This window comes from Azonexus sp., from assembly GCF_049652925.1.
In the GTDB taxonomy this organism is placed as follows: Bacteria; Pseudomonadota; Gammaproteobacteria; order Burkholderiales; family Rhodocyclaceae; genus Azonexus.
Window position 1 is genome coordinate 80,237 of record NZ_JBASFI010000023.1, and the last position, 17,325, is coordinate 97,561.

Consider the following 17,325-nt stretch of genomic DNA (forward strand, 5'->3'; position numbering starts at 1 on the left):
TCGGAAATAGGGGAAACCCATGATTATACCCGCGATTGGCAGCGTGCCTTGCCTGCTAGTCAGGCGACTCCATGATCGCCGTGCCCCAGCTGGATGTTCGGTAGCCGAGTGGTCGCCATAGATGCTTCCAGGGCAACTCGATGATTCCCGGCGGCACCAGGGTACGGGCGGCAGAGGTGGCATTGCGCAAGTCGGCCGGCATTTCGGCGTTCTTGTCCGATACGGGCCAGACCACGGCGATTTTTTTGCCGTCACCAGCCGGAGTAGGCAGGCCGGGCATCTCGACGCGCGAATCGGGGAAAAAGCGGCGCAGATTGCCGCCGACATGCGGGTCGTTGACGATGATCGTTCCCCGGTCAAATCCCTGCTCGCGCAGTTTGTCGGCGAGTTCGGGGAAGGGGACGGCCCAACGGCAACGCGAGCAGAACGGCTCATAGACGAACAGGTTGCCGCTGCGCACGGCATAGGCGGTGATCGTGAAGCCAAGCAGGACAGCCATGAATACACGCACGCGGCGCGGTGTCGGGTTCGTTTCTCGCGCTTTCTCTGTCAGCCAGGGGATGGCGATGACGACCATCGGCAGGATGACATGCACCGCATAGTTCGAGCGTGAGTACAGCAAGCCGTTGAACAGGACGAGGCCGATCAGTTCAATGAGCAGGATGTGAAACAGGAACAGTTTCGGGTCGAAAACGAGTGGGTCGTCTGACCGCAGGCGGGATTGCCTGAAAATGGTCCGGAAGATGGCCGGAAAGACCATGGGCAGGATCACGATGTAGGGCGCGAGGACCAACAAGGGAAACGTGAATGCGTCACGCAGACTGCCGGAGATGCCTTTCGGTGAATATGCCGGAAGCGAGGGAAACAGGTCTGTTACCAGGGCCATTAAACGCTGCGGGTCGGTGTTCAGCCAGAGTGCGTAGGGGCTCATAATCAGCAGCGCGACCGGCAGTGCCGCCAGCATCGGCAGCGAAAAGACTGTTTTCCGCATGGACGGCTGCAGCCAGGCGGCCAGCAGCGTGGCAAACAGGGCAAAGGCGTAGATGTGTTCGGTGAGCAGGCCCAGCCCGATCAGTGCGGCCAACAGCAGGTAATTGCCACGACTTGGTCGATCAACAAGGCGAAAGATTGCCCAGACGGTGGCGACGGCCAGCACCATGGCGCCGACACGATGGGTGAAACCCTCGTGAAATCGCCAAAAAATCTGGTAGACCGTGGCCATCGATTCGACGGCAATGAACGCCCACAGCGCACTTTGGGTGATTTTCCGAGTGATTTGAAACAGGCAGCCGGCCATGCCGACCAGCAGTGCGTACTTGAGGAACAGGAAGCCTGACAGGCCGCTGCCGAAAACTTGCTGAACGAGCCACAGGGCCCAGTCGTAAAGCGGACCATGCTGCGTGTTGTAGCCCGCGGCGAGGGTCTGGGCGATCAGATTGTCGAGCGGGTCGTCTTCGCCGAGGTTGCCCGATGAAAACAGACGGGTCAGCGCATGAATCGTAGTGTAAATGGCAACAACGACGATGACCCCGGGTAGCGTAAAAGGAAAGCGGGGGGCTGCCGTCGAGGCAGGGCTGGATGAATTGCTCGGGTTCATGAGGATTCTGGGTGATGGCCCGCGGGCCGTGCGGATGCTGACTAACTGTTCTCGATCATTTCCTGTTCGGCCAGAAATTCCCTGATGGTCGAACTGATGATTTCGGGCAACGCGGCCTTGATACGGTCCTCGATACGGCTGGTGAGTTCATAAATCAACTCGTCACGCAAGGCCGAAGAATCGATGGCCGATGGGGTCTCCGGCGATGCTGGCAGCGAATCGTCGGCAACGGCTTCGACGGCAGTTTCGTTCGATTCGGGAAGGTCTTCCAGTTCCGGTTCCGGCGCAATTTCGGTTAGAACCGGAATGTCGTCAATTTGATCGATGCTATCCGTCAGGACCGGAATGTCGTCAAATTCGTTATCACTCTGGCGTCTGCGCTGCATCAGAGCGTCAGCTCGGGCGATGATGGGGCTGGCCACGCGTTTTCCTTAGCGGTCGCTGAGATCGAAGTAACGGACTTCGTAACCGCGATCCTTGTAGAACTTGACCCGCTCTCTGGCCGCTGTGCGGTCGCTCTCTTCCTGACCAACGACTTCGATCAGACTTTCGAAGCGCGAAAAACCGGGCGGGATTTCCTGGCTCAGATTCATCAGGCGTTCGTCCTGGGAGATTGTTTCCAGCTTGTCCGTGATCAGGATTGGCGTTTCCGCGGCGAGTGGCGAATCGGCCCGACAATGCGGCACGAAACTGAGCGCGGAATGCGTCCACAGCATGCGGTCGATACCGCTGGCGACGGAGTTGTCCACGGCGTAAACCAGCATCGGCTTTTTTTTGGCGTAGGCCCCGCTCAGCAAGGCGCAGGCCGCGGCGATCTTGTCTGCCGCGCCATGATAGAAAAAAACCTGGGTCAATTGAGCTTGCCTGCGCGCTGCAGCAGGTAATGCGTCAACAAAGGTACGGGGCGGCCGGTGGCGCCTTTGTTTGTGCCAGATTTCCAGGCGGTACCAGCGATGTCGAGGTGGGCCCAGTCGAATTTCTTGGTGAAACGCGACAGGAAGCAAGCGGCCGAAATGGCGCCGCCCCAGCGTCCGCCTATGTTGGCCATGTCGGCAAACGGGCTTTTGAGCAGTTCCTGGTAGTCGTCCCACAGCGGCATGTGCCAAGCGCGATCGTAGGCCTCGTCGCCGGCGTCAAGCAGTTCGCGGGCAAGGGCGTCCTTGTTGGCGAACAGGCCGGTGGCTACGCTGCCCAAGGCGACGACGCAGGCCCCGGTGAGAGTGGCGACATCGATCACCGTATCCGGTTCGAAGCGCTCGGCGTAGGTCAGCGCATCGCACAGAATCAGGCGGCCTTCGGCATCGGTGTTGAGAATTTCTATGGTCTGCCCGGACATCGACGTGACAATGTCACCGGGACGTGTTGCCTTGCCGTCAGGCATGTTTTCAGTGGCCGGAACAATGATGGTCAGATTGATCGGCAAAGCCATCTTGGCAACAGCATGCATGGTGCCGAGCACGCTGGCGGCACCACACATGTCGTATTTCATTTCGTCCATTTCGGCACCGGGTTTCAGTGAAATGCCGCCGGTGTCGAAAGTGACGCCCTTGCCAACGAGGACGACCGGTTTTTCAGCGGCTTTGCCGCCCTTGTAGCTGAGAATGATGAGCTTGGGCGGCTGGTGCGAGCCATGGGCAACGGCAAGCAGGGAATGCATGCCCAGTTCTTCCATGTCGGCGCGATCCAGAATTTCGCAGCCGAGCTTGAATTCCTCGGCCATGGCCTGGGCCTGTTCGGCCAGGTAGGTCGGGTGGCAGATATTGGGGGGTAGGTTGCCCAGTGTCTTGGTTATGGCGACTCCTTCGGCAATGGCCAATCCTTGGCTCAGTGCCTCCTCGGCAGGCGCCAGTTCGTTGCGTCTTTCGACGCTGAACGTCAGCTTGCGCAATGGGCGCCGAACATCTTCCTTCTTGCTTTTGAATTGTTCGAATTTATAGGTCGAATCCAGCGCAGCCAGTGTTGCCTGACGAATACGCCAGCCGATGCTGCGTTTTTTGACGGCAAGTTCGGTCAGGAAGATGGATGCATCAAAAGCGCCGGTTTCGTTGAGTACTTTGACGGATGTGCTGATGGCACTGCCGAATTCCTTTTCGCGAAACTCCTTTTCCTTGCCGAGACCGACGAGCAGGATGCGATCACATAGCGTGCCGGGAACGTTATGCAGCAACAAGGTGCTGCCGGACTTTCCTTCCATGTCACCGCGCCGGACGATGTCGGCAATGTGTCCACCGGATGCCTTGTCGAGCAGCTCGGCCGGAAGGGTGAGTTTTCTCGATTCGAAAACGCCGACAACGACACAGGCGCTGCGCTGTTTCTCCGGGCTGCCACTTTTTATGCTAAATTCCACAAGCTGCTCCTGATCAAGGAAATATCAGTTTCCGAGGGATTATCCTCGCATTTTTTTCGGTTTCGTCAAAGCATGATATTCGAACGCGCCGCACGGCGCGAATTTGCTCAGGCAGCCGCCGGCATCAGCGTTGCGCTGCTGGCAATCCTGGCTTCCATACTGTTGATTCGTCTCCTCAAAGAGGCCGTCGGTGGGCGCATTGTGCCCGAGGCGGTAGCCTCGCTGCTCGGTTTCGCCTTGTTGAATTTCATGCCGCTTGTGCTGAGCTTGATGCTTTTTGTGTCGATTTTGCTCAGTTTGACGCGCGCTTACCGCGATTCCGAAATGGTTGTCTGGTTTTCTTGCGGCTTGCCGCTTACGGCATGGTTGCGACCTGTTCTCATTTTTGCACTGCCTTTCGTGCTGGTTATTGCAGCCTTGGCCGGATTTCTCTCGCCGTGGGCCAATTTCAATACCGCGCAGTATCGGCAAGTCCTATCAGCGCGTAGTGATGTTTCACAGGTCTCTCCGGGGATTTTTCAGGAATCCAGGGCAGGAAAGCGCGTTTTCTTTGTCGAAGCGCTGGATGAGGGCGAGGCTCTGCTCGGAAATATCTTTGTGGCGAGTTTTCAAGACGGAAAACTGGGTGTAGTGGTCTCGGATCAGGGGTATCAGGAATTTGCGGAAAACGGTGACCGCTTTGTTGTTCTGGAAAAAGGGCGTCGTTACGAGGTCGAACCGGGCTCTCCCGAGTTTCGCGTCATGGAATTCGAACGATACCGGGTGCGTACCGAGGATGGTGAGGCCAAGCCTACGGAGCCTTTGCCCAATCGGCTGTCGATGCCAGAGCTTCTCAAAGACGACAGCAACAAGGCCCGTGGCGAACTGCTTTGGCGTATCGGGATACCTGTATCTGCGCTCATTCTGGCGTTGCTGGCGATCCCCCTTTCCTATGTCAATCCGCGTGCTGGTCGCTCGGCCAACATGCTGATTGCAGTGCTTATCTACGCCATTTACAGCAACCTGTTATGGGTAGCTCAAGCTTGGGTTGCTCAGGGCAAGCTCTCTTTCTGGATCGGTGTTTGGGCCATCCATGCCGTCATGCTGGTGCCGCTTTTGTTGCTGTTTTACCGGCGCATTGCCGTGCGCATGCCTTGGCAGGGGAAGTCCAGTGTTTAAGGTAAATACGCATCAACGCTACCTGATGCGAGAAGTGCTTGCGGCGGTGCTTCTTGTCTTGCTTGCCTTTTTGGCTTTGTTCAGTTTTTTTAACTTTGTTGATGAGCTGAGGAACGTAGGACGGGCCGACTACACCGCTGGGCGAGCTGCGCTATTTGTGGCGCTTGGCTTGCCGGGGCTGGTCTACGAACTGATCCCGATTGCCGCCTTGATCGGCACTTTATACGCGCTGTCTACGCTTGCCAGGCATTCCGAACTCACGGTGTTGAGGGCCTCTGGTTTAGCGACATCGGACTTGTTGATGACGTTGTTTCGCACAGCGGCCATGCTTGCCTTGTTAACCTTTGTGTTTGGTGAGGTTCTGGTGCCGTTTACCGAACGCCTGGCTCAGGAAATCAAGGCCAAGGCACTGAGCAAGGTTATTGCCCGCAGCGGTCTGGAGAGCGGTTTGTGGATCAAGGATGGGCGCAGTTTCATCAATATTCGCAAGGTCAATCCGGACGCTACGCTGGAGGGGATGCGGATTTATCGATTTTCCGCGGAAAACAAGCTGGAGTCGGTGACTGACGCACGGGAGGCGAGCTTTCAGTTGCCTGACCGATGGCTTCTAAAAGGGGTGGTCAGGACAATTCTCGATGCAGATACCTCTCGTGTCGAATCGAGCGATGCATTGGACTGGCATTCTGCGGTCAACCCGGATTTATTGGCTATTTTGACGGTTGCCCCAGAGCGGATGTCGCTCTATGGCCTGTTCAACTACACTCGGCATCTGGTCGAAAACAAGCAAAAGGCCGAGCGCTACCAGATCGCGCTCTGGAAAAAGCTTGTTTATCCGCTGACCGCGCTGGTCATGGTCGCTCTGGCGCTTCCGTTTGGTTATTCCCATGACCGGGTTGGCGGTGTCAGCCTGAAGATTTTTGCCGGGGTAATGCTGGGCATACTTTTCTATGCCCTGAACGGTCTGTTCTCGAATCTTGGCGTGATTAACTCATGGCCTCCATTCGCTAGCGCAACCGCACCTGCCGCGCTGTTTTTGGTAGCTGCGATGGGGATGTTGTGGTGGGTGGAGCGCCGCTAGTTAAGGCGCGCTGACAATTCGCGTTCCGGCAATTCTGTCATGCAGGAACTGACCATCCTTGTCGAATAGCGCCCAGAAAATCCCGATGCCGAGCAAGAGAATACTCGGCCATGCCGCCAGGTAGCGAAGAGCAGCCTGCAAAGGGCGGAGAGTTGTTCCTTCGGCTGAAACAATGCGAAGTTTCCACGTCTTCATTGGCAGGGTTTGCCCGCCATTGAGCCAGCACCACGCAAAATAGACCAGCAGCAACAGCAAAACGTGAAGCCAAAGCAGCCGCGGCGATAGCTCGAAATGGAATCCCGAAAGGACGATTTGCGGTAGCAGAAAGCCAATCAGCAGAATGGAAAAAACGACCAGGCTTTCGTACAGCATGCAGACCAGGCGGCGCCTGATACCGGGGAGTGAGGTTGGCATCAGCGCTTGATCGTTTCTGCTGCGGGCGGCTGGCTTGATATGCCGGCTGCGTTTGTGGATGGGGTGGCCGTGCTGTTTGTCGCAGTGCTAGCTGAGTTAGTTGGCGGTGCCAGTAACTTCGACGACTTGCTGTTTTCACGGAGCCGCTGCTGCTGTTCGGGCGGTAGATTCGTATACGCATCCCACTTTTGCTTGACCACCTGCTTTTGTTCCCGAGGTAATTGATTGAAGTCCCTGTATGAATTTCTCACCTTGGCGCGTTGTTCTGGTGTCAGGTTGGCCCATTCGCGCATTCGATACTGCATGCGTTGTTGTTCGTCTGGCTTCATGCTCGGGTAGCGGTCGGCGATACCCAGCCATTTTTTCTTGCGGATGTTCTCCATGCTGTCCCAGTCCTTGGCGAGCGGGGCGAGAGTGTCTTTTTGCTGGGTACTTAACTGAATCCATCCAGGTTGCGGCGGCGTGCCTATGATCGCCGATGTGGGCGGTTCTGCGGCAACGACGGTAGTCAGGCTAAAGCAGAGGATTATTCCTCCGAGGAGTCGTCTTTTAACCATTCGAAGAAGTCGTTATCCAGGAAAGCATCGGGAGGAAGGTCGTCAGTGAGCAAGGCGCTATCCACATTTTCCAGTTCAGTGACGTACTGGATGCTATGCCAATAGAAAGAAATCCACATGCCGAGCAGCAGGGCTAGAACTGCAAGAGCTTGCTTGAGGTAGGGGATGTAGGAGCCGCTTCGGAACGACGAAATGCCAGCGTTGGCAGTCACCATTTGTGGCTCGGCCTGTTTTTGATGTGCCAATGCCAGATGGCGAGCCGCTTCCAGCCTCCGCGACGCAGCCGGCGGAATGTCGTTCAAGCCAAGGTTCAGCGCTTGCCGAATTCGATATGCGTAACGTTCTTCGTTCATAGTTTTATACCTCTTGCCGACAGGGCGGCTGCCAGCGCGTGAGTGGCGCGCGAGCAATGGGTTTTGACGCTGCCTTCCGAGCAGCCCATCGCCGCTGCGGTCTCAGCGACGTCCATGTCTTCCCAATAACGCATGAGGAATGCTTCACGTTGACGTGCGGGTAGTTTTTTTATTTCTTCGTCGATCAGATTGAGCGTCTGGGCTTGTTGCAACTTGCTTTCCGGCGTTCTCGGGCCGGCATCGTCTTCATCGGCGGCCAACGTTTCGAGCGGGTCGTAGTCCTCGTCGTCGTCCGGGGAAAAGGCTGATAGTAGCGTTGTCCACATTGAGCGGACCTTGCTCCGGCGGTAAAAGTCGCGAATCGTGTTCTGCAGAATTCGCTGGAAGAGCATCGGGTACTCTTCGTCAGGTCGGTCGCCGTACTTTTCTGCCAGTTTGAGCATCGAATCCTGAACGATGTCCAGTGCGGCATCTTCATCGTGCACGGCAAACATCGCCTGTTTGAAGGCGCGGCGCTCGACGGATTCAAGAAAACTGGAAAGTTGTTGGGGTGATGACAGGGTCGTCTCTTCCGAAAGTTCTTGAGCATTATAGGGATATGCCGGGAAACCTTGACCGAAAATGGTCGGTCGATTAAGGTTACGCCCTTTTACGCGATAGCTTTTTTGGGCTCAAGAATGATGATCAGCGGTGCAGAAATTGTAATCAGGTGCCTGCAAGAAGAAAAGGTCGATTGTGTTTTCGGATACCCCGGCGGTTCCGTTTTGCATATCTACGACGCCCTTTTCAAGCAGGATCAGGTCAAACACATTCTTGTTCGCCACGAACAGGCGGCTGTTCATGCCGCGGATGCCTATTCGCGGTCTTCGCAGCGGGTTGGCGTTGCGTTGGTGACGTCGGGGCCTGGTGTGACGAATACCGTTACCGGTATTGCAACGGCCTACATGGACTCCATTCCCATGGTGGTGTTGACGGGTCAGGTGCCGTCGTTCTACATCGGCCAGGATGCTTTCCAGGAGTGCGACACGGTCGGTATCACCCGTCCTTGCGTCAAGCACAATTTCCTGGTGAAGGACGTCAAGGATCTGGCGATAACCATCAAGAAGGCTTTTCACATCGCTTCGACCGGTCGTCCCGGTCCGGTGGTGGTTGATATTCCCAAGGATATTACCGCCCAGATGTGCGAGTTCGATTACCCAAAGACCATCCAGATGCGTTCGTACAACCCGGTGGTCAAGGGGCATCTTGGTCAGATCAAGAAGGCCGTGCAGATTTTGCAGGAGGCCAAGCGTCCGGTTATCTATACGGGCGGCGGGGTCATTCTCTCCGATGCTGCTGAGCAACTGACCAAGTTGGCGCACAAGCTGAACTTCCCGGTGACCAATACCCTGATGGGTTTGGGCGGCTATCCGGCGACGGACAAGCAGTTCATCGGCATGCTTGGCATGCATGGCACGTTCGAGGCCAATAACGCGATGCACTACGCCGATGTGATTTTGGCTATCGGAGCCCGTTTTGACGATCGCGTGATCGGCAATCCGGAGCACTTTAGCGAAGAGAAGCGTCGCGTCATCCATATCGACATCGACCCTTCGTCGATTTCCAAGCGCGTCAAGGTCGATGTGCCTATCGTCGGCAATGTGCCGGATGTGCTGGAGGAGATCGTCAAGTTGATGGATGGCGGTTTCAAGACCGATCCTGAAGTTGCCAACTGGTGGAAGCAGATCGACGAATGGCGTGGCCGTGATTCACTGCGCTACAAGCAGTCCGAGCACATCATGCCGCAGTTTGTCATGGAAAAGCTGTACGAAGTGACGGGTGGCAATGCCTTTGTGACTTCCGACGTCGGCCAGCATCAGATGTTTGCTGCGCAATATTACAAGTTCGACAAGCCGCGGCGCTGGATCAACTCCGGCGGTCTGGGCACCATGGGCGTCGGTCTACCGTATGGCATGGGCGTGCTGATGGCCAACCCGGATGCTCAGGTGGCTTGTGTAACGGGCGAAGGCTCGATTCAGATGTGTATTCAGGAACTGTCGACCTGCAAGCAGTATGGCTTCCCGATCAAGATCATCAACCTGAACAACGGTATGCTGGGCATGGTGCGGCAGTGGCAGGAAATGTTCTATTCCAAGCGCTACTCGCAGTCCTACGTGACGTCGCTGCCTGATTTCGTCAAGCTCGCCGAAGCCTACGGGCATGTCGGCATGAAGATCGAAAAGCCGGAAGACGTCGAGCCAGCGTTGCGCAAGGCCTTTACGGAGCACAAGAATGATCTCGTCTTCATGGACTTCATCATTGATCCGGGTGCCAACGTCTTCCCGATGGTGGCGGCCGGCAAGGGCCTGACCGAAATGATCCTCGCTGAAGATCTGTAAGCGGGGAGAGGAAAAACTATGCAGCGTCACATTATTTCCATCCTGATTGAAAACGAATCGGGTGCTCTTTCCCGCGTAGCAGGGCTGTTCTCCGCCCGTGGCTACAACATTGAATCGCTGACCGTGGCACCGACGGAGGATCCCTCGTTGTCCCGGATGACCATTCTGACTTCCGGCTCCGACGAGGTGCTTGAACAGATCACGAAACAGCTCAACAAGCTGGTTGACGTGGTCAAGGTGGTCGATCTCTCCGAAGCTGCTCATGTCGAGCGCGAACTGATGCTGATCAAGGTTCGCGCCACCGGCAAGGACCGCGAAGAGATGAAGCGTATGGCCGATATATTCCGTGGTCGCATCATCGACGTCACGGAATCGACCTATGTCATCGAGTTGACCGGCGCAAGCTCGAAGCTCGACTCCTTCATCGCCGCGCTCGATGCAGGCCTGATTCTCGAAACCGTCCGTACCGGTGTCTGTGGCATCGGTCGTGGCGATCGTATTCTTAAAGTCTAACTATCTGTACATAAAGAGGATTTCATGAAAGTTTATTACGACAAGGACGCCGATCTCTCCCTCATCAAGGGCAAGAAGGTCACCATCGTTGGTTACGGCTCGCAGGGCCACGCCCACGCCCAGAACCTCAAGGATTCCGGTGTCAAGGTCACCGTTGGTTTGCGCAAGGATGGCGCTTCCTGGAAGAAGGCCGAAGCGGCCGGCCTGAAGGTTGAAGAGATCGCCAAGGCTGTCAAGGGCGCCGATGTGGTCATGATCCTGTTGCCGGATGAAAACATTCCGCAGGTGTACAATGAAGAAGTTGCCCCGAACATGAAGAAGGGCGCTGCCCTGGCTTTCGCCCACGGCTTCAACGTGCATTACAACCAGGTCGTGCCGCGCGCCGACGTGGACGTCATCATGATCGCCCCGAAGGGCCCCGGCCATACCGTGCGTTCCGAGTACCTCAAGGGTGGTGGCGTGCCGTCCCTGATCGCTGTGTACCAGGACGTCACCAAGAAGGCCAAGGATATCGCTCTGTCCTATGCTGCTGCCAACGGCGGCACCAAGGGTGGCGTCATTGAAACCAACTTCCGTGAAGAAACCGAAACCGACTTGTTCGGTGAGCAGGCTGTTCTCTGCGGCGGTGCCGTCGAGCTGGTCAAGATGGGCTTCGAAACCCTGACCGAAGCTGGTTACGCCCCGGAAATGGCTTACTTCGAGTGCTTGCACGAACTGAAGCTGATCGTTGACCTGATGTACGAAGGCGGCATTGCCAACATGAACTACTCGATCTCCAACAATGCGGAGTTTGGTGAGTACGTGACCGGTACCGAGGTCATCAACGAGCAGTCCCGTGCTGCCATGCGCAATGCCCTGAAGCGCATCCAGAACGGTGACTATGCCAAGATGTTCATCCTTGAAGGTCGCACCAACTACCCGGCCATGACGGCTCGCCGTCGTCTGAATGCCGAGCATCCGATCGAAACGGTTGGTTCCACGCTGCGCGACATGATGCCGTGGATCAAGAAGAACAAGCTCGTCGACCAGACCAAGAACTAATTAGGTTGTTGCGAGCTCGGTAGCGCGTTGTTCCTTACGCTTGCCGTACTAATGTACTGTCTGCGCATGCGCGCCTAGCGCTACCTTCGCTTTTGGGCGGTGTGGGAAACCTCACCGCCCAAGTTGTTTGAGGGATAGGTGTATCCTTGCACCATTCTGGATGATTCTTTTGGCCAATGACTGAACTCAAACCCCGTAAATCGTTGTTCAATCCTGAAGTGAAGCGGCGCGGTATTTATCTGCTGCCCAATCTGTTCACTACGGCGGCCCTGTTTGCCGGCTTCTTTGCTATCGTTCAGGCGATGCAGGGGGACTTTGCACGGGCGGCGATGGCTATCTTCATCGCCATGGTCCTCGACGGGCTGGATGGCCGTGTGGCGCGCCTGACCAATACGCAATCGGCCTTTGGCGCCGAATATGATTCGCTGTCCGATATGGTCAGCTTCGGCGCAGCCCCGGCGCTCGTGATGTACGAATGGGCGCTACGCGATATGGGGCGCCTGGGCTGGATTGCAGCCTTCATTTACTGCGCCGGTGCTGCCTTGCGTCTGGCGCGCTTCAATACCACGCTGGAAGTGATGGACAAGCGCTATTTTCAGGGCTTGCCGTCGCCGGCTGCTGCGGCACTGGTGGCCGGACTGGTCTGGGTCATGATCGAGACGGGCATTTCCGGTAGCGATGTGCGCTGGCTGGCTTGCGTGTTGACGGTGTTTGCTGGTGTGACCATGGTGTCCAATATCCGCTTTTACAGTTTCAAGGACATCAACCTGAAGAAAAGCGTGCCTTTCTTCGCGATTGCGGCGATTGCCCTGGGATTTGCGCTGGTCGCCTACAGCCCGGAAATTGCCCTGTTCGGTTTCTTCGTCATTTATGGTTTGTCGGGCTATGTTCAGGCTGCAATCAGCTTGTTCAAGCGTAAAGCCCTGTAGTTTGGAGTATTTATGAAACAGCATTTGGTTATTTTCGATACGACCCTGCGTGATGGCGAGCAGAGCCCGGGCGCATCGATGACGCGAGAAGAGAAGATTCGCGTTGCCCGCCAGCTCGAAAAGATGCGGGTCGATGTCATTGAGGCTGGCTTTGCGGCGGCTTCTCCGGGAGATTTCGAATCCATTCAGGCCATTGCTCACGCGATCAAGGATTCGACGATTTGTTCGCTGGCGCGTGCCAACGAAAACGATATCAATCGGGCTGGCGAAGCGATCAAGCCGGCGAAGTCGGGCCGTATTCATACCTTCATCGCAACTTCGCCCATTCATATGGAAAAGAAGCTGCGCATGACGCCAGACCAGGTGGTCGAGCAGGCGGTCAAGTCGATTGGTTGGGCTCGTCAATACACGGATGACATTGAGTTTTCGGCTGAGGATGCCGGACGTTCGGAAATCGACTTCCTTTGCCGCATCTTTGAAGCGGTCATCAAGGCCGGTGCCAGGACCATTAATGTCCCGGATACCGTTGGCTACGCCATTCCGTTCCAGTACGCCGAAACCATGCGCCAGCTAATCGAGCGTGTGCCGAATGCCGACAAAGTGGTGTGGTCGGTGCACTGTCACAATGACCTTGGGCTGGCGGTTTCCAATTCGCTGGCAGCTGTGCTGGCCGGGGCGCGCCAAGTCGAATGCACGATCAACGGCCTTGGCGAGCGTGCCGGTAACGCGGCGCTTGAAGAAATCGTCATGGCGGTACGCACACGTCCGGACGTTTTTGACCTCGAAACACGGATCGATACGACGCAGATTGTTCCGGCGTCCAAGCTGATCTCGCAGATTACCGGTTACCCGGTTCAGCCGAACAAGGCGGTGGTCGGGGCCAACGCCTTCGCCCATGAGTCCGGCATTCATCAGGATGGCGTGCTCAAGCATCGCGAGACCTATGAAATCATGCGCGCGCAGGATGTCGGTTGGTCGCAGAATAAACTGGTTCTTGGCAAGCACTCGGGGCGCAATGCTTTCAAGAGTCGTCTTCAGGAACTGGGTATCGAGCTGGAGAGCGACGAAGCCGTCAACGCCGCCTTTGCCCGCTTCAAGGAACTGGCTGATCGCAAGCACGAAATTTTCGATGAGGATCTGCACGCGCTGGTTTCCGATGAGGTGGTGACGCCTGACCAGGAACATTACAAGCTGCTCTATTCGCACGTCTGCTCTGAAACAGGTGAGATGCCCCATGCCAAGGTGATCCTCAGCGTTGGCGGGGTCGAACAGAAGGGTGAAGCCGAGGGCGGTGGTCCGGTCGATGCCACCTTCAAGGCTATCGAGAGCATCGTCAATAGCGGCGCACAGTTGATGCTCTATTCGGTCAACGCGATAACAACTGGCACCGATGCTCAGGGTGAAGTGACGACGCGCCTGACCAAGGCCGATCGCGTTGTAAATGGCAATGGCGCCGATACGGATATCGTCATCGCTTCAGCGCGTTCGTATCTGAATGCGCTGAACAAGCTGCATTCTTCGCTCGACAAGGTGAAGGCTCAGGGCGACGTCTGATTCGACGTTAACCCCACGCGAAGGCCGCTTCAGCTCTGCTGGGCGGCTTTTTCTTCTTTGGGACCCCGGGTGGCGCGGACGAAGAGGATGGTCAATACGAAAAGAGTTGTGGCCAGAACTGTCTCGACCACGGCTAGTTGTTGGATAAGACCATGGTCGCTGGTAGCGCGTAGCAGGCCTTCCATCAGGTAGAACTGGATGAACAGTGACAGCCATTTGTAGGTGTAGCGCTTGCCACGCAGGATGCCAAAGAGCGGAACGAGCAGGAAAGCGCCTTTCAACACCATCCATGAACCGCCCGGTTTGAGCGGCGCCAGCCAGCCTTCCCAAGCCAGGCAAAGGAAAATCAGCGCGATAAGGCAGGCGCTGGCGGAAATTTGATAGCGGGTAGCGGATGTCACGGTCAACTCAATTTTTTGGCTAAATTTGAAATGCGTTGTCCCTGGACGAAAGCCAGGCGGCTCTCGGCTTCGGTCAGCATCGAATTGCCTGTCGCACCTGCGACGTGGCTTGGGCCGTAAGGTGTTCCGCCGGCACTTGTCGAAGAAAGTTCGGGTTCGGTGAAGGGCAGACCCATGATCAGCATGCCGTGGTGGAGCAGTGGCAGCATCATCGACAACAAGGTGCTTTCATTCCCGCCATGCTGGCTGCTACTGGAAGTAAAGACGCAGGCTGGCTTGCCGGCCAGCGTACCGTTTAGCCAGGCAGCGATGGTGCCGTCCCAGAAATATTTCATCGGCGCCGCCATATTGCCAAAACGAACCGGGCTGCCCAAGGCCAGGCCAGCGCATTCCTCGAGGTCGGCCAATTCGACGTAAGGGGCGCCAGATACCGGAACGTCCGGCTCAGTGACCTCACAGTTCGCTGAAATACGGGGTACGGTGCGCAGGCGGGCCTGCATGCCGGGAACGGATTCGATGCCGCAGGCGATACGTTCGGCCAATGCGCGGACCGAGCCACGGTGGCTGTAATAGAGGACGAGAATGTCTTGCATGGTCGGCTATTATACGGCCCCATGCAAAACCCCTCCCGATCTCGTCGCGGCCGCCTCAAGCCGCCAAGGAGCGTCGGCATCTTTCGCCGCTTTCATAGCGAGAACATGATGCAGACCAGTTCTGCGCTGGCGTTTACCACCCTGATGGCACTGGTGCCTTTGGTGGCGGTGGTGCTGTCGGTTGCTGGCGCTGTTCCGTATCTCGACCTGCTGGCCGAGCGACTCGATTTGTTGATTCGCGAGGCCTTGTTGCCACCCGGAGCGGCCGGCGCCATTGCCGGGAATATCGGCAAGTTTTCGCACAAGGCGCAGCGATTGACGCTGGCCGGCATTGCCATGCTGAGCGTCACCGCATTCTTGCTGATGAACACCATCGAACGGGCGTTCAACCATCTGTGGCAGGTTCAGCCGCGCCCCTTGCTGGCCCGTTTGCGTTTGTACGCATTCGTAATGGCTGTCTGGCCGTTTGTGCTGGGGGCGGTGGCGGGGGCGATGTCGTTTGCCGTGACGACATCACTGGGCTGGTTTGACGAGCCGGTCTGGTTTCGTCGCTTTGCCCTGAAGGCAGTGGCCGTGGTGCTGCTCGGTCTGTTTTTCTCTTTTCTCTATTACGCGGTACCGAATGCCCCGGTTTCACGCCGCGCAGCATTGACCGGCGGCATCTTCGCCACGCTGGCCTTTTCGGTCATGCAAAAGGTGTTTGAAGTATTCCTGGTCAGTTCCGCTATGCTGAAAAGCATCTACGGGGCCTTTGCTGCCTTCCCGGTCTTTCTGGTCTGGCTGCATCTGTCGTGGGCTGTCGTGCTGTTTGGCGGCCTGATCGCCGCCAGCATCAATCGTCCGGCAAAACACTGAAAATTTCGATGGCGCTGGTTTGTTCGTCGAGGCTGGTGGCCTGAACCTCACGAATCTCCAGATTGTCGGCCTCGATGACGACGATGATTCGCCGGGTGTTTTCCCTGAGCAGGCCTGCCGGGACTACCAACGATTGTGATGGGCGCAGCGGTGGCGTCGGGGGTAGCATTAGCGCGGCAATGTTGCTCGATTCCAGTGCATAAGTGTGGGTGATTTCCACAGCGGTCGCCTTGGGCGCCAGTATCTGCAGTCCCAATTCGATATGCTCGGGATTCTCCGATACAGCCCAGCGAATGATGCAGACGTGCCATGCCGGCATTGCCTCGGATTGATCGCCCAGAGTCTGCAGCGCGACAATGTCGCCAACACGCAGGTGCTGGGTTTGGCCTGACATGTGCATCAGCGAGTAGCCATCCGGGCTTTCGTTGGTGACCATCCACTCGCTGAGATCCGCTGGCGTTTGCAGAGACTTCATCAACTGCCAGAGATTACCGAGGCCTGAACAGAGGCTGGCGCGATAGGACTGGCGACGTCGCGAGAATCGCCGTTTGGTGGGGTGGCCCCAGAGCCGGTTTATTCGCAGCAGCGTACCCGGGCCGGTGCTAGTGTCGGCGAATGAAGGCAGGCCGAGTGTTTTTGCGGGAATTCCCTGCAAGAGTGCGGCGCGCTGCTTCAGTGCGTGCTCGGCGATGGTGTCGCATGAAAAGTACAGCACTCGGGCGTCGGGCGATGGGATCCGGCGGATTAGCGCATGGGCGGGGAAGTCCTTGTCGAGGTCGACCCAGAATATGCCGCCGCTATCGAGGGGGGGGGATTCGAGAAGATCAATGCTCGGACTGCTGTCGCTGATGAATTGGTTAATAAATTCGAGTTCGGCCGGCGAAAATGAAGCGGGTTGCGCGGCGGCTGCGAGCAGAATGCCGATATAAATCTGGCGTATGGTCTGCGTGCCCTGCGGTCCGGGAAACTCTTCAAGGCCGAGGCGCCGTGCCGTAAGAAAAGCCGAATGCAACAGTTGCCAAAGACCTGCCGATGCTGGTGCGGCTATCAAGTGAGTGATGCGTACTTGCCAAGCTATCGTGTGCATGGCTCGTCGCAGCGAAACGTGGGGCACCCGTGAGGAGCCAGGCCCTTCCGGATCGAACAGTTCTGCCAGTGTGTTGAAATAATCCTGTGTCAGGGTTTCAAGCACGTCGAGCAGGACGCGAACGCGTTGTCGTTGCTTGCGGGAAATAGGCAGGGAGACATCGTGCAGTCGCGGCAATTCACCGTTGGCGACCCGTTCCGCCTGGCCGTAGAGCAGGTCGAGCAACTTGAGGCGCTGGAAATTGGGAATGGGCGCTTCGCGCAGTTGCAGAAGCTTGCGGTGCAACTGATCAGCGTCATCAGAGCCGGTTCTTCCATGCGCCAGAGCTAGCCATTCAAGAATGCTCTTGACATTGGCGTCGGGTGGCGCTGGTGAAAGGAACTCCGGTGAGGTGATCATGGCTCTCGCAGAATAACAAAAATTTACCTTTTCGCCATTGGTGTGGCGCTGTCGACGAAGGCCGGTATTCG

The 17,325-nt window shown here is 56.8% G+C and carries 19 protein-coding genes; 8 read left to right on the forward strand and 11 right to left on the reverse strand.

Translation table 11 applies throughout. The features are described 5' to 3' along the window. Positions 1–55 precede the first annotated feature (55 nt). The 4 genes from WBK19_RS11625 to WBK19_RS11640 are packed head-to-tail and all read right to left on the reverse strand — an operon-like array spanning position 56 to position 3,944. A complete protein-coding gene (locus WBK19_RS11625) occupies positions 56–1,597 on the reverse strand; it encodes a glycosyltransferase family 39 protein (RefSeq protein WP_511289866.1) in 1,542 nt (513 codons plus the stop codon). Positions 1,598–1,638: 41 nt separating this feature from the next. Continuing rightward, positions 1,639–2,019 (reverse strand): hypothetical protein, encoded by a 381-nt coding sequence (locus WBK19_RS11630; RefSeq protein ID WP_511289868.1) that lies wholly within the window; start codon positions 2,017–2,019, stop codon positions 1,639–1,641. Positions 2,020–2,028: 9 nt separating this feature from the next. Continuing rightward, positions 2,029–2,451 carry a DNA polymerase III subunit chi gene (locus WBK19_RS11635; protein WP_511289870.1) on the reverse strand — a complete coding sequence of 141 codons (423 nt, stop codon included), beginning with the start codon at positions 2,449–2,451 and terminating at the stop codon, positions 2,029–2,031. Further along, positions 2,448–3,944, reverse strand: a complete 1,497-nt coding sequence (locus tag WBK19_RS11640; protein ID WP_511289872.1) for a leucyl aminopeptidase — start codon at positions 3,942–3,944, stop codon at positions 2,448–2,450. Before WBK19_RS11640 ends, WBK19_RS11635 begins: the two co-directional genes overlap by 4 nt. A 72-nt stretch (positions 3,945–4,016) precedes the next feature. On the opposite strand from WBK19_RS11640, the gene lptF reads away from it, so the two are divergent. Then, positions 4,017–5,102, forward strand: coding sequence for an LPS export ABC transporter permease LptF (gene lptF / locus WBK19_RS11645; protein WP_511289873.1), 1,086 nt, complete (start codon positions 4,017–4,019; stop codon positions 5,100–5,102). Next, complete coding sequence (gene lptG, locus WBK19_RS11650; RefSeq protein WP_511289875.1) at positions 5,095–6,180, forward strand: LPS export ABC transporter permease LptG; 1,086 nt, start codon at positions 5,095–5,097, stop codon at positions 6,178–6,180. The genes lptF and lptG overlap by 8 nt, the downstream gene beginning before the upstream one ends. Here the strand turns inward: lptG and WBK19_RS11655 are convergent, their stop codons facing one another. Genes WBK19_RS11655 through WBK19_RS11670 form a run of 4 tightly spaced genes read right to left on the reverse strand, consistent with a single transcriptional unit; the run spans position 6,181 to position 8,127 of the window. Further along, on the reverse strand, positions 6,181–6,594 hold the full coding sequence (locus WBK19_RS11655) for an RDD family protein (protein ID WP_511289877.1): 414 nt from the start codon (positions 6,592–6,594) through the stop codon (positions 6,181–6,183). Beyond that, positions 6,594–7,151, reverse strand: coding sequence for a DUF3106 domain-containing protein (locus WBK19_RS11660; RefSeq protein ID WP_511289879.1), 558 nt, complete (start codon positions 7,149–7,151; stop codon positions 6,594–6,596). The genes WBK19_RS11655 and WBK19_RS11660 overlap by 1 nt, the downstream gene beginning before the upstream one ends. Beyond that, entirely contained in the window at positions 7,121–7,504 is a 384-nt protein-coding gene (locus WBK19_RS11665; protein WP_511289881.1) for a DUF3619 family protein, read from the reverse strand. The genes WBK19_RS11660 and WBK19_RS11665 overlap by 31 nt, the downstream gene beginning before the upstream one ends. Further along, the gene (locus WBK19_RS11670) at positions 7,501–8,127 is read right to left on the reverse strand and encodes an RNA polymerase sigma factor (protein WP_511290087.1); all 627 of its coding nucleotides are present in this window, start codon (positions 8,125–8,127) and stop codon (positions 7,501–7,503) included. The genes WBK19_RS11665 and WBK19_RS11670 overlap by 4 nt, the downstream gene beginning before the upstream one ends. Before the next feature lie 54 nt (positions 8,128–8,181). On the opposite strand from WBK19_RS11670, the gene ilvB reads away from it, so the two are divergent. The 5 genes from ilvB to WBK19_RS11695 all read left to right on the forward strand — a co-directional run bounded on the left by ilvB (position 8,182) and on the right by WBK19_RS11695 (position 13,919). After that, positions 8,182–9,882: a biosynthetic-type acetolactate synthase large subunit gene (ilvB, locus tag WBK19_RS11675; RefSeq protein ID WP_511289883.1), complete on the forward strand. Its 1,701-nt coding sequence runs from the start codon at positions 8,182–8,184 to the stop codon at positions 9,880–9,882. Between the two features lie 18 nt (positions 9,883–9,900). Continuing rightward, positions 9,901–10,395, forward strand: a complete 495-nt coding sequence (gene ilvN / locus WBK19_RS11680) for an acetolactate synthase small subunit (protein ID WP_511289885.1) — start codon at positions 9,901–9,903, stop codon at positions 10,393–10,395. A gap of 24 nt (positions 10,396–10,419) precedes the next feature. Then, the gene (gene ilvC / locus WBK19_RS11685) at positions 10,420–11,436 is read left to right on the forward strand and encodes a ketol-acid reductoisomerase (RefSeq protein WP_511289887.1); all 1,017 of its coding nucleotides are present in this window, start codon (positions 10,420–10,422) and stop codon (positions 11,434–11,436) included. Positions 11,437–11,612: 176 nt separating this feature from the next. Continuing rightward, positions 11,613–12,365: a CDP-diacylglycerol--serine O-phosphatidyltransferase gene (gene pssA, locus WBK19_RS11690; protein WP_494649492.1), complete on the forward strand. Its 753-nt coding sequence runs from the start codon at positions 11,613–11,615 to the stop codon at positions 12,363–12,365. 12 nt (positions 12,366–12,377) lie between these two features. Beyond that, a complete protein-coding gene (locus tag WBK19_RS11695) occupies positions 12,378–13,919 on the forward strand; it encodes a 2-isopropylmalate synthase (protein WP_511289889.1) in 1,542 nt (513 codons plus the stop codon). 29 nt (positions 13,920–13,948) lie between these two features. Here WBK19_RS11695 and WBK19_RS11700 read toward each other — a convergent pair whose 3' ends face one another. Beyond that, complete coding sequence (locus WBK19_RS11700; protein ID WP_511289891.1) at positions 13,949–14,320, reverse strand: DUF2069 domain-containing protein; 372 nt, start codon at positions 14,318–14,320, stop codon at positions 13,949–13,951. A 2-nt stretch (positions 14,321–14,322) separates the two neighbouring features. After that, the gene (wrbA, locus tag WBK19_RS11705) at positions 14,323–14,913 is read right to left on the reverse strand and encodes an NAD(P)H:quinone oxidoreductase (protein ID WP_511289893.1); all 591 of its coding nucleotides are present in this window, start codon (positions 14,911–14,913) and stop codon (positions 14,323–14,325) included. Between the two features lie 21 nt (positions 14,914–14,934). Here wrbA and WBK19_RS11710 point away from each other — a divergent pair, with 21 nt between their 5' ends. Continuing rightward, positions 14,935–15,768: a YihY family inner membrane protein gene (locus tag WBK19_RS11710; protein WP_511289895.1), complete on the forward strand. Its 834-nt coding sequence runs from the start codon at positions 14,935–14,937 to the stop codon at positions 15,766–15,768. Here the strand turns inward: WBK19_RS11710 and WBK19_RS11715 are convergent. Then, the gene (locus WBK19_RS11715; protein WP_511289897.1) at positions 15,746–17,254 is read right to left on the reverse strand and encodes a cyclic-di-GMP receptor FimW-related protein; all 1,509 of its coding nucleotides are present in this window, start codon (positions 17,252–17,254) and stop codon (positions 15,746–15,748) included. The genes WBK19_RS11710 and WBK19_RS11715 overlap by 23 nt on opposite strands. Positions 17,255–17,325 lie beyond the last annotated feature (71 nt).